Annotated in this window: 9 protein-coding genes; all 9 read left to right on the forward strand. The window is 63.1% G+C overall.

Features of this window, described 5'->3' with window-relative positions:
* The first annotated feature begins 200 nt into the window (after nucleotides 1–200).
* On the forward strand, nucleotides 201–1565 hold the full coding sequence (locus AO268_RS28970; protein WP_099170641.1) for an APC family permease: 1365 nt from the start codon (nucleotides 201–203) through the stop codon (nucleotides 1563–1565).
* A gap of 9 nt (nucleotides 1566–1574) precedes the next feature.
* A complete protein-coding gene (locus AO268_RS28975) occupies nucleotides 1575–2672 on the forward strand; it encodes a DmpA family aminopeptidase (protein WP_099170642.1) in 1098 nt (365 codons plus the stop codon).
* Nucleotides 2673–3086: 414 nt separating this feature from the next.
* Nucleotides 3087–4535, forward strand: coding sequence for a serralysin family metalloprotease (locus AO268_RS28980; protein ID WP_076960931.1), 1449 nt, complete (start codon nucleotides 3087–3089; stop codon nucleotides 4533–4535).
* A gap of 72 nt (nucleotides 4536–4607) precedes the next feature.
* Nucleotides 4608–4976 (forward strand): AprI/Inh family metalloprotease inhibitor, encoded by a 369-nt coding sequence (locus AO268_RS28985; protein WP_169901403.1) that lies wholly within the window; start codon nucleotides 4608–4610, stop codon nucleotides 4974–4976.
* A gap of 175 nt (nucleotides 4977–5151) precedes the next feature.
* Nucleotides 5152–6903 carry a type I secretion system permease/ATPase gene (locus AO268_RS28990; RefSeq protein ID WP_076960933.1) on the forward strand — a complete coding sequence of 584 codons (1752 nt, stop codon included), beginning with the start codon at nucleotides 5152–5154 and terminating at the stop codon, nucleotides 6901–6903.
* Nucleotides 6900–8222, forward strand: a complete 1323-nt coding sequence (locus AO268_RS28995; RefSeq protein WP_076960934.1) for an HlyD family type I secretion periplasmic adaptor subunit — start codon at nucleotides 6900–6902, stop codon at nucleotides 8220–8222. The genes AO268_RS28990 and AO268_RS28995 overlap by 4 nt, the downstream gene beginning before the upstream one ends.
* Before the next feature lie 2 nt (nucleotides 8223–8224).
* Nucleotides 8225–9562 (forward strand): TolC family outer membrane protein, encoded by a 1338-nt coding sequence (locus AO268_RS29000; protein WP_099170644.1) that lies wholly within the window; start codon nucleotides 8225–8227, stop codon nucleotides 9560–9562.
* 92 nt (nucleotides 9563–9654) lie between these two features.
* Entirely contained in the window at nucleotides 9655–12579 is a 2925-nt protein-coding gene (gene eprS, locus AO268_RS29005; RefSeq protein WP_099170645.1) for an autotransporter serine peptidase EprS, read from the forward strand.
* 85 nt (nucleotides 12580–12664) lie between these two features.
* The gene (locus tag AO268_RS29010) at nucleotides 12665–15742 is read left to right on the forward strand and encodes an autotransporter outer membrane beta-barrel domain-containing protein (protein WP_373562159.1); all 3078 of its coding nucleotides are present in this window, start codon (nucleotides 12665–12667) and stop codon (nucleotides 15740–15742) included.
* Nucleotides 15743–15785: the final 43 nt, after the last annotated feature.

Raw genomic sequence — 15785 nt, forward strand, 5'->3', positions numbered from 1 at the left:
GATGGCTGAAAGATCGGCCAAGGGTTCGGCTTTTGCACGAGCCCGTCAAGGGGAGTACTCCAATAGGGGAATTGGCGGGCGCCGGCACAGCGCCTAGATTCCCTGGCATTCAACGGGAAACATATCCCGGGCCGGCTTTTTCTTTCGTTTCTGCCTCAAACCAGCTTTCCAATAAAAAGAATAAACAAGAGGATAACGATATGAGCGCAACCCCCACGCCTGACGGTGTGCTGAAACCTACCTTGAGTGTGTTCGATGTGGTGGCCATTACCGTTTCGGCGGTGACCCCGGCCAGTTCCGTCTTTGTCATTGCACCGTTTGCGATCCAGCAAGCCGGCAGCGGGGTGTTCCTGGCGTTTGTCATGGCCGGGTTGCTCGCGCTGATGTTCGCCTTTTGCTACGCGGAACTGGGGCGCGCCCATAACAGTGCCGGCGGGGAGTATGTGTACGCCAAGCGCGTGTTTGGTGGCATGGCCGGCTACGCGACCTTCCTCACCGTGCTGGTGATGCTGCTGTTTATCCCGCCGGTACTGGCCACCGGCGCGGCAACCTACCTCAACAATGCCCTGGGCACGACATTCGATTCACAAACCGTGGCCCTGGTGATCGTGGTGTGCAGTTACGCCCTGGGCATCCTCAATATCAAGCTCAATGCCTGGATCACCGGCACTTGCCTGCTGTTGGAAGTGGCGGCGTTGCTGGTGATCGTGTTTATCGGCTTCGGCAACCCGGTGCAGCCCGCCAGTGTGCTGTTCCAACCGCAGATCGTCGAAAACGGCGTGCTACACCTGGCGCCCTGGTCCCTGGTGATCGGTGCGGTGGGCATCGGCCTGTTCTCGTTCAACGGCTACGGCCCGGCAGTGTTGCTGGCCGAAGACATGAAATGCGGCGGCAAGGGCGTGCACAAGGCGGTGCTGTGGTCCCTGGGCCTGGTGGTGGTGATCGAGCTGGTGCCGATCACTGCGCTGTTGATCGGCGCCCCGTCCCTGAGTGCGATGATCAGCAGCCCGGACCCCATCGGCTACCTGCTGACCAGCCATGGCAATGAAACCCTGTCACGCCTGGTCAGCGCCGGGATCTTCCTCTCGGTGTTCAACGCCATTGTCGCCATCGTGATCCAGATCGGCCGGGTGGTGTTCAGCAGCGGCCGCGATGCCCTGTGGACGCCGACCATCAACAAGCTCTTCACCCGTATCCACCCGCGCTGGGATTCGCCCTGGCTGGCCACGCTGTTCCTGGCGATCCCTTCGGCGCTGCTCAGCTTCAGCTCTAACCTGGCGGACCTGACGTCCTTCAGTGTGCTGTTGATCATGCTGGTGTACCTGATCGTCGCCCTGAGCGCGCTGATGAGCCGGGTGCTGTTGCGCGACCGCGAGCACCCGTACCGCATGCCCCTGTGGCCGGTGCCGGCGTTGCTGGCCGTGGCGGGCGCGGGTTATCTATTGTTCACCTTGTTTATCGCAGCCTCCCTGCGCGACATCATGATTATCATCGGCCTGCTGGCAATGTCGGTGATCCTGTATTGCATCAGCGGCCGGTCGAGTCCGGCGTTTCAGAAACTGTAAGGAGTGGTTATGCGCGCACGTCAATTGGGCATTACGTTGGGGCTGGGCACGCCCGGCGAATTGAATGCGATTACCGACGTCCCCGGGGTTCGGGTCGGCCACAGCACGCTCAAGGCGCAGATCGACGGCAAGCAAGTGCGTACCGGGGTCACGCTGATCCAGCCGCGGGCCGGCGCGGCGCGGCTACAGCCGTGTTTTGCCGGGTATCACGTGCTCAATGGCAACGGCGACGCCACCGGCCTGGAATGGATCGGCGAAGCCGGGTTGCTGACCACGCCCCTGGCGATCACCAATACCCACAGTATCGGGATTGTGCGCGACACCCTGATTGCCCTGGAGCGCGACAGCCTGGCCGATCCTGCGGTGTATTGGTGCATGCCGGTGGTGATGGAGACCTATGACGGCCTGCTCAACGATATCTGGGGCCAGCACGTTGGCCCGGAGCATGTGCTCCAGGCCATGGCCAGCGCTGAATCCGGCCCGGTGCAGGAGGGCGCCGTGGGCGGCGGCACCGGGATGATCTGCCATGAGTTCAAGGGCGGCATCGGCAGCGCCTCGCGCCAGTTACCGGCGGAGCAGGGCGGTTGGACCGTTGGCGTACTGGTGCAGGCCAACCACGGCAAGCGCCAGGAACTGCGGGTGGATGGCTATCCGGTGGGGCGCCACTTGATGGACATTGCCTCGCCGTTTGCCGAGCGGGGCACGCCGGGCATGGGCTCCATCGTGGTGATTATCGCCACCGACGCACCGTTACTGCCGCACCAGTGCCAGCGCCTGGCGCAACGTGCCTCCATCGGCATCGCCCGCACCGGCGGCGGGACCGAGGATTCCAGTGGCGATCTGTTCCTGGCGTTTGCCACCGGCAACCATGATTTGCCACCGGCAGATTATGGGCGCAAGGACCTGCCCCTCAGTACGGCGCTGAGCATGGTCAATAACGATCATATTTCGCCCTTGTTCAGTGCGGCAGCAGAGGCGGTGGAAGAGGCCATTATCAATGCAATCCTCGCCGGGGAGGACATGACCACCGCCGATGGCGTACGGGTGCCGGGGCTGGAGGGGCAGACGCTGCTAGAGGCCCTGCGCCAGACGGGGTGGCGTGGCTAGTCTTGAGATCGCTATCGCCGGCTTGCCGGTGATAGCGGCCGATAATAAAGCAGCTGCTATTTAATATATCCCAATGACACGGTGGCACTTTATAAGTGCGTCCCTATCAATGTATTGGATCCATTCCGCATTAAAGTGTGACCTGTCTGGCATTTAAGTGTTTAGCACTATTTAATATTTAAATAGCCGGATTCCCGTCACCCAGCCCATAAAAAAGAATATAAACACTTAATTCCCAATGTTTGCAGGCGTTATTCCTTGCACGTACTTTTCCAACAAAAAAAATACTGGACGTGTGATTTAAAATTGTGTCAGTTTTCTTTCGCCTTCATAAGAGGCGAGTGATAGGACGATCTCGCCAGAGAGCGTCATATCGGACAAAACTGTTCCACTTGCAAACAAGGAAGTACGTTTATGTCGAAAGTAAAAGAGAAAGCTATTGTCTCGGCAGCTCAAACAAGTAGTGCCTATTCGCAAATCGATAGCTTTAGCCACTTGTATGACCGTGGCGGCAATCTCACGGTCAATGGCAAACCTTCATTCTCTGTCGACCAGGCAGCCGACCATTTGCTGCGCGAAAACGCAGCCTACCGGGACGTTGACGGTAACGGCATCATCGATCTGACCTACACCTTCCTGACGTCGGCCTCCCAGGCGACCATGAACAAGCATGGCATCACCGGGTTCAGCCAGTTCAGCAACCTGCAAAAAGGCCAGGCCGTACTGGCCATGCAATCCTGGGCCGATGTGGCCAAGGTTACTTTCACCGAGAAAGCCTCGGGCGGTGACTTCCACATGACCTTCGGCAACTACAGCGGGGGCCAGGATGGCGCCGCAGCCTTTGCCTACCTGCCCGGCACCAATGACAAGTACCACACGAGTGGCACGGATGGCACCTCGTGGTACCTGATCAACAACAGCTACACCGCCAACATCAACCCGGGCCTGAACAACTACGGACGCCAGACCCTGACCCACGAGATCGGCCATACCCTGGGCCTGGACCACCCTGGCGACTACAACGCCGGGACCGGCAACCCGTCTTACCGAGACGCGGATTACGGCCAGGACACCCGTGGCTACAGCGTCATGAGCTACTGGAGTGAGTTCAACACCAACCAGAACTTCACCAAGGGCGGGGTAGAGGCTTATGCATCCGGCCCGCTGATCGACGATATCGCGGCGATCCAGAAGCTCTACGGCGCCAACTACAACACCCGTGCCGGTGACACCACCTACGGCTTTAACTCCAACACCGGGCGCGACCACCTCAGCGCCACCTCCAATGCCGACAAGCTGGTGTTCTCGGTGTGGGACGGCGGCGGCAACGACACCCTGGACTTCTCCGGCTTTACCCAGAACCAGAAAATCAACCTCAACGAGACCTCGTTCTCTGATGTGGGTGGCCTGGTGGGTAACGTGTCGATCGCCCAGGGCGTGACCGTGGAAAACGCCTTGGGTGGTTCGGGCAACGATCTGCTGATCGGCAATGCGGTGGCCAACACCCTCAAGGGTGGGGCCGGCAATGACCTGATCTACGGCGGTGGCGGGGCCGACAAACTGTGGGGCGGCGCGGGTTCGGACACCTTTGTGTTCGGGGCCAGCTCCGACTCCAAGCCGGGCGCGGCCGATCAGATCCTCGACTTTACCTCGGGTTCGGACAAGATCGACCTGACCGGCATCACCAATGGCAGCGGCCTGCATTTCGTCAACGCCTTCACGGGCGCTGCCGGCGATGCGGTGCTGACGTATGCCTCGGGCACCAACCTGGGCACGTTGGCGGTGGACTTCTCCGGGCACGGTGTGGCGGATTTCCTCGTCACCACTGTGGGCCAGGCGGCGTACAGCGACATCGTGGCGTGATCAAGGCGTAACGAAGGGCGGCGCCCTGGCGCTGCTCTTTCCTTGCGAAAGCCCCGTAAACAGGTAATGGTGATGACTATTTTTCGCAACGCAATGGCCTGGTTGATCCCGGCATTGCTCGTGTCGGCAGGAGCCAACGCAATGGCAAGCAGTCTTGTTTTACCCAGCACCGCGCAATTGGCCGGGCACTGGCAATTACGCCAGCAAGGGCAGGTCTGCAAGCTGGATCTGATCGCCCAACCCAACGCGGTGGCCGGTGACATTGGCTGTGCGCAACAGTGGCTGGAGCAAACCCCCGTGACCTGGCTGCCCACCCCGGATGGCATATGGTTGATGAATGCCGAGGGCACAGGGATTACCCATTTAAACCGGCAGAAAGATGGCGAGTATACTGCCACTTCCAAGTCTGGATTAACCCTGGTATTGCAACGTACGCAGTAACTGAATATAACGGCTATATCGTTATAACCGTTGCGCCTGGCGTTATTTGTTGAAAGTGACAGTTATTTGCCTGTCACTTTGGGTGCACTTATCACGATTGAGATAGTTGCCTGCCCCATTATGGAGCGCCGGGCAGACTGTTGTGCGTATTCCAACCCTGGGAAGATCAAGAAACATGGCGAAGACCACTCCCGCTGCACCGCTGTTTAAAGCCCTTGGCGATTATAAAAGTATCTTGATCAGCGTCGGTTTTTTCACCGCGCTGATCAACCTGCTGATGCTGGTGCCATCCATTTATATGCTGCAAGTCTATGACCGGGTCCTGTCATCGCAGAACGAAACCACCCTGGTGATGCTAACCCTGATGGTGGTGGGGTTCTTTGCCTTTATCGGCACCCTGGAAGTGGTGCGCAGTTTTATTGTGATCCGCATCGGCAGCCAGTTGGAGCGGCGCTTCAACCTACAGGTGTACAAGGCCGCCTTCGAGCGCAACCTGCAACGGGGCGAGGGCCACGCCGGGCAATCCCTGGGGGATTTGACCCATATCCGCCAGTTCCTCACGGGGCCGGCGCTGTTTGCGTTCTTCGATGCGCCGTGGTTTCCGATCTACCTGCTGGTGATCTTCCTGTTCAACGTGTGGCTGGGGGTGTTGGCCACGGCCGGTGCGGTGCTGTTGATCGCCCTGGCATGCCTCAACGAATACCTGACCAAAAAACCGCTGCGCGAAGCCAGTGGCTATTCCCAGCAGTCCACCCAATTGGCCACCAGCCACTTGCACAATGCCGAGACCATCCAGGCCATGGGCATGTTGGGGGCGCTGCGCAGTCGCTGGTTCCAGGTACATTCGCGCTTTCTCGGCTTGCAGAACCAGGCCAGTGACACCGGCTCGGTGATCAGCTCCCTGAGCAAATCCCTGCGCCTGCTCCTGCAGTCCCTGGTGCTGGGGCTGGGCGCCTTGCTGGTGATCAAGGGCCAGATGACGGCCGGGATGATGATCGCCGGCACCATCCTGATGGGCCGGGTGTTGAGCCCGATCGACCAGTTGATCGCGGTGTGGAAACAATGGAGCTCGGCCAAGCTGGCCTATCAACGCCTGGATGAGCTGTTGCAGGAATTCCCGCCCGGGGCCCAGGCCATGGCATTGCCGGCGCCCAAGGGCCAGGTGAGTTTCGAGCAGGTCAGTGCCGGCCCACCGGGGCGGCGGGTGGCGACCTTGCATCAGGTCAGCTTCAACCTGGCGGCCGGCGAAGTGCTGGGGGTATTGGGGGCCTCCGGCTCCGGCAAGTCGACCCTGGCGCGGGTACTGGTGGGCGTCTGGCCAACCCTGGCCGGCACGGTGCGCCTGGACGGTGCCGATATCCATCGCTGGGACCGTGACGACCTCGGCCCCCATATCGGCTACTTGCCCCAGGACATCGAACTGTTCAGCGGCAGCATCGCCGACAACATTGCGCGTTTTCGCCAGGCGGATCCCGAGCAGGTCGTGCAGGCCGCCCAGCAAGCCGGCGTACATGACCTGATCCTGCGCTTGCCCCACGGCTACGACACGGTCCTGGGCGATGACGGCAGCGGCCTGTCCGGCGGGCAGAAGCAACGGGTGGCCCTGGCCCGGGCCCTGTATGGCGGGCCGCGCCTGATTGTGCTCGACGAACCCAATTCCAACCTCGACACCGTGGGCGAGGCCGCCCTGGCCAGCGCCATCATGCAGATGAAAGCCCAGGGCGCCAGCGTGATCCTGGTGACCCACCGTTCTTCCGCCCTGGCCCAGGCCGACAAGCTGCTGGTGCTCAACGAAGGCCGCCTGCAAGCGTTTGGCCCCAGCCAGGAGGTACTGCGGGCACTGTCCGGCCCGCAGGAGCCACCCCGTGAAAAGGCCGGCGTCAGTTTGAACCGTCAATATCCTGCGGCAAGGAATCCAGGCCAATGAGTACCGATGACAGCCTGCCTCTTGAGCAGACCTTTCCCGAGCGCGATGCGCGCTTTTTTGCCCGTCTGGGCTGGTTGATGACCGTGCTCGGTGCCGGTGGCTTTTTCCTGTGGGCCAGCCTGGCGCCGCTGGACCAGGGCATTGCGGTGCAGGGGACGGTGGTGGTGTCTGGCAAGCGCAAGGCCGTGCAAACCTTAAGCCCTGGCGTGGTCAGCCGGATTCTGGTGCGCGAAGGCGAGGTGGTGAAACAGGGCCAGCCGTTGTTTCGCCTCGACCAGACCCAAAGCCAGGCCGACGTGCACTCCCTGCAAGCCCAGTACCGCATGGCCTGGGCCAGCGTCGCCCGCTGGCAGAGCGAGCGCGACAGCTTGCCCGCGGTGATCTTTCCCGCCGAGCTGAGTACCTCCCCCGATCCGGCCCTGGCCCTGGTGCTTGAAGGCCAGCGCCAGCTGTTCAGCAGCCGGCGCGATGCCTTTGCCCGCGAGCAATCCGGGATCCGCGCCAGTATCGAAGGCGCCAGCGCCCAGCTCAACGGCATGCGCCGCGCCCGCACCGACCTCAGCGCCCAGGCCCAATCCCTGCGTGACCAGTTGAGCAACCTGCAACCCTTGGCCGACAACGGCTATATCCCGCGCAACCGCCTGCTGGAGTACCAGCGCCAGTTGTCCCAGGTGCAACAGGACCTGGCGCAGAACAGCGGCGAAAGCGGGCGGATCGAGCAAGGTATTCTCGAATCGCGCCTCAAGTTGCAGCAGCACAGCGAGGAATACCAGAAGGAAGTGCGCAGCCAGTTGGCCGACGCACAACTGCGCAGCCTGACCCTGGAGCAGCAACTGACTTCCGCCGGCTTCGACCTGCAACACAGTGAAATCAATGCGCCAGCCGATGGCATCGCGGTCAACCTCGGGGTGCATACCGAGGGTGCCGTGGTGCGGGCCGGGGAAACCCTGTTGGAAATCGTGCCCCAGGACACGCGCCTGGAAGTCGAAGGGCGCCTGCCGGTCAACCTGGTGGACAAGGTGGGCAGCCATCTGCCGGTCGATATTCTGTTCACCGCCTTCAACCAGAGCCGTACGCCTCGGGTGCCGGGGGAGGTGAGCCTGATCTCTGCCGACCAGTTGCTCGATGAAAAAACCGGGGCACCGTACTACGTGCTGCGCACCACGGTCAGCGACGCCGCCCTGGAGCAACTCCAGGGCCTGGTGATCAAGCCGGGCATGCCCGCCGAGATGTTTGTGCGTACCGGCGAGCGCTCGTTGCTCAACTACCTGTTCAAGCCGCTGCTCGACCGTGCCGGCTCGGCGTTGACCGAGGAATGAGCATGAAGCCTGTGTTCATCGCCTTGTTCCTCGCCTGCAGCAGTGCCCAGGCTGCCATGGGCCCGTTCGATGTGTATGAACAGGCCCTGCGTAACGATCCGGTGTTCCTTGGCGCGATCAAGGAACGTGACGCCGGCCTGGAAAACCGTACCATCGGCCGCGCCGGCCTGTTGCCCCGGCTGTCCTACAACTACAACAAGGGCCGCAACAACTCCCAGGCCACCTTGCCCGACAACCGTGGCGGGACCTACCGCGACGACCGCAACTACAACAGCTACGGCTCGACCTTCACCCTGCAACAGCCGCTGTTCGACTACGAAGCCTATGCCAACTACCGCAAGGGCGTGGCCCAGGCGCTGTTTGCCGACGAGAACTTTCGCGACAAGAGCCAGGCGCTGTTGGTCCGGGTGCTGACCTATTACACCCAGGCCCTGTTCGCCCAGGACCAGATCGATATCGCCCGGGCGAAGAAGAAGGCCTTCGAGCAACAGTTCCAGCAGAACCAGCATTTGTTCCAGCGAGGCGAGGGCACCCGCACCGACATTCTGGAGGCCGAATCCCGCTATGAGCTGGCCACCGCCGAAGAGATCCAGGCCCTCGACGAGCAGGATGCGTCCCTGCGCGAACTGGGGGCGTTGCTCGGTGTGCAGAGCGTCAATATCGCTGACCTGGTCCCCCTGAACCAGGACTTTGCCGCCTTCACCCTGACACCGGCCAACTACGACAGCTGGCATGAACTGGCGTTGACCAACAACCCGAGCCTGGCCTCCCAGCGCCAGGCCGTGGAAGTGGCGCGCTACGAGGTGGAGCGCAACCGTGCCGGGCACTTGCCGCGCATCAGCGCGTACGCCAGTTCGCGCAAGCAGGAATCTGAGAGCGGCAACACCTACAACCAGCGCTACGACACCAACACCATCGGCATTGAAGTCAGTGTGCCGCTGTATGCCGGGGGCGGCGTATCGGCCTCTACCCGCCAGGCCAGTCGTTCCATGGAACAGGCCGAGTATGAACTGGAGGGCAAGACCCGCGAGACCCTGATCGAACTGCGGCGCCAGTTCAGCGCCTGCCTGTCGGGGGTGAGCAAGCTGCGCGCCTATCAAAAGGCCCTGGCCTCTGCCGAAGCGCTGGTGGTGTCGACCAAGCAAAGCATCCTCGGCGGCGAGCGCGTCAACCTCGACGCTCTCAACGCCGAACAGCAGCTGTACAGCACCCGTCGCGACCTGGCCCAGGCCCGTTACGACTACCTGATGGCCTGGACCAAATTGCATTACTACGCGGGCAACTTGCGTGACACCGACCTGGCCAAGGTCGATGAAGCCTTCGGCCCGGCCCAACGCTGACCCTGTAGGCGCCAGCACCTACAGGGGGGTAACAAACACAATAAAAAGAGGAAGGATCCGTGAACGCAAAACACCGAGGCTATCACTGCGCCATGTTGTGTGGGCTGGCCAGCCTGGGCACCGTCCAGGCTGCGCCCTATGTGGAAACCGGCAAGCTGGGCGACCCCGCCAGTTGGCGCTCGGCGGAGTATCAAAGGGATTGGGGCCTGGGGCGCATGCAAGCCGATCAGGCCTATGCCGCGGGGATCAGCGGGGCCGGGGTGAAGATCGGCGCGCTGGACTCGGGCTTCGATACCAGCCACCCGGAGGCCTCCCCGCAGCGCTTCCACCCGGTGACCGCCAGCGGCACTTATGGGGATGGCAGCCCGTTTTCCACCACTGGCGCGCTGAACCCTAACAACGATTCCCACGGCACCCACGTCACCGGCACCATGGCCGCTGCGCGTGACGGCGCGGGGATGCATGGCGTGGCGTATAACGCGCAACTGTATGTGGGCAACACCAACGCCAATGACAGCTTCCTGTTTGGCCCGACGCCCGACCCCAGGTATTTCAAGGCGGTGTACACCGCCATGGTCGATTCCGGGGTGCGTGCGATCAATAACAGTTGGGGCAGCCAGCCCAAGGATGTCAGCTACCAGACCCTGGCCGGCCTGCACGCGGCCTACGCGCAACACTTCAACCAGGGCACCTGGCTGGACGCGGCCGCCGATGTGGCCCGGGCCGGGGTGATCAATGTGTTCAGCGCCGGCAACAGCGGCTATGCCAATGCCAGCGTCCGTTCGGCCTTGCCGTATTTCGAGCCGGAGCTGGAGGGCCATTGGCTGGCGGTGTCGGGCCTGGACAAGGCCAATAACCAGAGATACAACCAGTGCGGCATCGCCAAGTACTGGTGCATTTCCACCCCTGGTGCGCTGATTGACAGCACCATTCCCGGCGGCGGCTATGCCGTGAAGTCCGGCACCTCGATGTCGGCGCCCCATGCCACGGGCGCCCTGGCGCTGGTGATGGAGCGCTATCCATACTTGAACAACGAGCAGGCCTTGCAGGTGTTGCTGACGACGGCCACGCAGCTGGACGGTTCACTGACCGTCGCGCCGACCGCCAAGGTTGGCTGGGGCGTGCCGGATCTCGGCCGGGCGATGCATGGCCCGGGGCAGTTGCTGGGGGCCATGGACGTCAACCTGGCGGCCGGGCAGGGCGATGTGTGGAGCAATGGCATCTCCGACCAGGCGCTGCTGCAGCGCCAGGCCGAAGACACTGCCGAGCACCTGGCCTGGCAGCAGACCCTCAAGGACAAGGGCTGGGAACAGGGGCTCGGCGCCGGTGCCAGCCAGCAGGAGCAGACCGACTATGCGGTGGGCATGGCCCGGGATGCGGCGGCGGCCCAGCGTATTTACCAGGGCAGCCTGATCAAGTCCGGCGCCGGCAGCCTGGTGCTCAGCGGCGACAGCACTTATCGCGGCCCGACCACAGTCAATGGCGGCGTGTTGAAGGTCGATGGCTCGCTGACCTCGGCGGTCACGGTGAATGCCGGTGGCACCTTGGGCGGCTCCGGGCGCATCGGCGCATTGCAGGCCAATAGCGGCAGCCTGGTCGCGCCGGGCAATTCCATCGGCACCTTGAACGTGGCCGGGGATGTGCGCTTTGACGCCGGTTCCACCTATGCGGTGGAGCTGTCGAACGCCAGCAGCGACCGTATCGTCGCGGGCGGCAAGGCCACCCTCAACGGCGGCACGGTGACCCTGGCCCTGGAAAACAGCCCGAGCCTGCTCAGCCAGCCCCAGGCGCAAAGCCTGCTTGGCCGCCAGTACAACATCCTGCAAGCGGCGGGCGGGATCACCGGCAGCTTTGGCGCGGTACTGCCCAACTACCTGTTCCTTGGCGGCAACCTCGACTACGCGGCCAACGGCGTGCAACTGGCTATCGCGCGCAATGACGCGAGCTTTGCCAGCGTCGCGGCAACGCGCAACCAGCGCGCCGTGGCCGCCGCGGCCGAGCAACTGGGCGCCGGCAACCCGGTGTATGAAAGCGTGCTGGGTAGCGACTCTGCAGGGGTGGCCCGCCAGGCCTTCCAGCAGCTGTCTGGCGAGATCTACCCGGCGGTTGGCGCGCTGTTGATCAATGACAGCCGGCATGTGCGCGATGCCGTCGGTGAGCGCCTGCGCCATGTGCCCGCCACGGGCGAAAGCAACCTCTGGGTCAAGGCCCTCGGTGCCTGGGGCAAGGCCGACAGCCGCAGCGAATATGCCGGTTCCACCCGTTCCGTCGGCGGCATGCTGGCCGGTGTCGATGGCCAGTGGGACGACCAGACCCGCGTCGGCGTGCTGGCGGGCTACAGCAACAGCTCGCTGAACATGGGCGATGGCACGCACTCATCGGCGGATGTCGACAGCTACCACCTGGGCACTTATGCCGGGCGTGAATTGGGTCACTGGCGCATCAGCGCGGGCGGCGCCTACAGCTGGCATCGCGGCGATGTGCAGCGCGACCTGCAATACGGCCAAGTCAGCGCCAAGCAAAAAGCCAAGCTGGATGCCCGCAGCATGCAGGTGTTCACCGAGGCCGCCTACCGCCTGAACCTGCAAGCCGTGGCCCTGGAGCCTTTCGCCAACCTGGCCTATGTGCACCTGGACAGCGAACGCTTCCACGAAACAGGCGATGGCGCGGCGTTGCAGCGTGGCAGCGACCGCCGTGACGCCACCCTCAGCACCCTGGGCCTGCGCGCCCTGAAAAACCTGCCCCTCAATGAGCACCAGCAACTGGAGCTTTCCGGTTCCCTGGGCTGGCAGCACAGCCTGTCGCCAGTGGAGTCCGAGGAACACCTGGCCTTTGTTGCGGGCGGCCCGTCGTTTGCCGTGCGCAGCACCCCGTTGCAGCGCGATGCGGCGTTGGTGGGCTTGAAGGCCAGCCTGGCGCTGAGCCAGGCCACACGGGTCAACCTCGATTACAACGGGCAACTGGGTTCAAAGGAAAAGAACCAAGGCGTGGGCCTGAGCCTCGACTGGCAGTTCTGAGTCGACGCCAACAAAAAGAACAACAAACGCAACAAAACTAAGGAAGGTCACCGTGAACGTAAAACAACGAGGGTTTCACTCCGCCATCCCAACAGGCCCGGGCTACCCGCTCAAGGCCCTGAGCCGCGTGCCATATGGCGCGTTGCTGTGTTGCCTGGCCAGCCTGGGAACCGCCCAGGCCGCACCCTACGTGGAAACCGGCAAGCTGGGGGATGTTGCCAGTTGGCGCAGCACTGAATTCAAGGCCGACTGGGGCCTGGGGGCGATCAACGCCGATGTGGCCTATGCCGCCGGCTACAGCGGCAAGGGGGTGAAGCTGGGGATCTTCGACCAGCCGGTGTACGCCCTGCACCCGGAGTTCTCCAGCCCCGGCAAGGTGCAGACTCTGGTCACCGAAGGGATCCGCCAATACACCGACCCGTATATCCCGGTGAAGGCCGGCGATGCGTTTCGCTATGACGGTACACCGTCCAAGGGCTCCAACGGCAAAATCGGCGATCACGGCACCCATGTCGGCGGCACTGCCGCAGGCGATCGCAACGGCGGGCCGATGCATGGCGTGGCCTATGATGCCCAGATCCTCAGCGCCGAGAACGGCGACCCAGGCCCCGAAGACGGGATCATCCTCGGTAACGACGGCGCGGTGTACCAGGCCGGCTGGGACAGCCTGGTGGCCAATGGTGCGCGCATCATCAACAACAGCTGGGGCATTGGCATTGGCGACCAGTATGCCAAGGGCGGCAAGGATCCGGCGTTCCCGCATTTTGGCCTCAGCCAAGCCCAAGCCCAGTTCGACCAGATCAAACCGTTGTTGGGCACGGCCGCAGGCGGTGCCTATTCGGGCGCGATCAATGCAGCGCGCAGCGGGGTGCTGACGATCTTTGCCGCTGGCAACGACTACAACCTGAACAACCCCGATGCGATTTCCGGCCTGGCGTACTTTGTGCCCGAGATCGCGCCCAATTGGCTGTCGGTGGCGGCGTTGCAGCGCAACCCGGACGCCAATAGCCCCAACCCCTATGTGATCAGTACCTTTTCCTCACGCTGCGGTTATGCCGCGAGCCTCTGCGTGTCGGCACCGGGCACGGCGATTTACAGTGCGGTGATGGTCGGCACCACCGTCGAAGACATGACCCTGGGCTGGAACAACAAGAACGGCACGTCCATGGCCGCGCCCCATGTGGCAGGCGCCGCTGCTGTGTTGATGGAGCGTTTCGCGTATATGAACGGCGAGCAGATCTCCACACTGCTCAAGACCACCGCCACCGACCTGGGCGCTGCGGGTATCGACTCGCTGTACGGCTGGGGCATGATCAACCTGGGCAAGGCCGTCAACGGGCCTGGGATGTTTATCACCGCCGAGGATATCCCGGCCGAGTTTCGCATCGACGGCGGCTATGGCAGCGGCCAGTTTGTCGCAGACTTGCCGGGGGTTGGGGCGGTGGTCGACGCGGGCAAACCCACCCAGCGCCTGTGCACCGATGTGCACTGCGGGCGGGATGTGTGGAGCAACGATATCGCCGGTCACGGCGGCCTGACCAAGCAGGGCATCGGGACGCTGGTGCTCACCGGCAATAACACCTACAGCGGGCCAACCCTGGTCAATCAAGGCCTGTTGGCGGTCAATGGTTCATTGACCTCGGCGGTCACGGTAAGTAATCGCGGGGTATTGGGCGGTTCCGGCAGCATCGGTGCGCTGACCGCACAAAGCGGCGGTACGGTGGCGCCAGGCAACTCCATCGGCACCTTGAATGTGGCCGGGGATGTCAACTTCGACGCCGGTTCCACCTATGCGGTAGAGCTGTCCAACACCAGCAGCGACCGCATCGTCGCCGGTGGCAAGGCGACCCTCAACGGCGGCACCGTGACCCTGGCCCTGGAAAACAGCCCGACCTTGCTCAGCCAGCCTGAAGCGCAAAGCCTGATCGGGCGCCAGTACAACATCCTGCAGGCGGCCGGGGGCATTACCGGCAGTTTCGCCTCGGTCCTGCCCAATTACCTGTTTGTCGGTGGCAACCTGAACTATGGCGCCAACGGTGTGCAGCTGGATGTGGCGCGCACGGCCAACAGCTTCGCCAGCGTCGCCGCGACCGATAACCAGCGCGCCGTGGCGGCCGCCACCGAGCAATTGGGCGCGGGTAACGGGGTGTATGAAAGCCTGCTGCTGGCACCGAGTGCGGCCTCGGCGCAAGGGGCGTTCCAACAGTTGTCGGGGGAAATCTACCCGGCCCTGGAAACTGCGCTAGTCAACGACAATCGCTACCTGCGTGAAGCGGTGGGCGAGCGCCTGCAACAGGGGGAAATGGGCACCTCGCCACAAACCATCGACACGCGCGGCAACGTCTGGGTCAAGGCCCTTGGCGCCTGGGGTAAAACCGACAGCGCCAGCGATACGGCTGGCTACACCACCTCCATCGGCGGCCTGCTGGCGGGTGTGGACGGTGCGCTGGACGAAGACACGCGCCTGGGCCTGGTCGCCGGCTACAGCGATACCTCGCTGAACATGGGCGATGGCACCCATTCGCGGGCCTCGGTGGACAGCTACCACTTTGGCGCCTATGCCGGCCACGAAATCGGCGCCTGGCGCTTGAGCGGCGGCGCGACCTACAGCTGGCATCGCGCCGATGTGAAGCGCGATCTGCAATACGGCGAAGTCGCCGGCAAGCAGAAAGCCAAGATCGATGCCCGCAGCACCCAGCTCTTCAGCGAAGCGGCTTACCGCCTGAACCTGCAAGCGCTGGCGCTGGAGCCGTTCGCCAACCTGGCCTATGTGCACCTGGACAGCGATGGGTTCAGCGAGAAAGGCGACGCCGCAGCGCTCAAGGGCGGCGATGACACCCGCGACCTGGTGCTCAGCACCCTCGGCGTGCGCGCCTTGAAGACCTTCAACCTCACCGACCATCAAGCCCTGGACGTTTCCGGCACCCTGGGCTGGCAGCACAACCTCAGCGCCACCGATTCCGAGCGCCACCTGGCGTTTGCCTCGGGCGGCACCGCGTTTGCCGTGGAAAGCTCGCCGATGGTGCGCGATGCCGCCCTGGTGGGCGCACGGGCCAGCCTGGCGCTGACCAAGGACGCGCGGGTGAACTTTGACTACAACGGCCTGCTGGCCAGCAAGGAGAAAATCCACGGCGTGGGCTTGAGCCTCGACTGGGCCTTTTAAACGCTGAAGCTCCAAATGTGTGGGAGCGGGCCTGTCGGGTCGC

Origin of the sequence: Pseudomonas sp. ICMP 8385 (assembly GCF_002699915.1) — a bacterium.
Classification (GTDB): Bacteria; Pseudomonadota; Gammaproteobacteria; order Pseudomonadales; family Pseudomonadaceae; genus Aquipseudomonas; species Aquipseudomonas gessardii.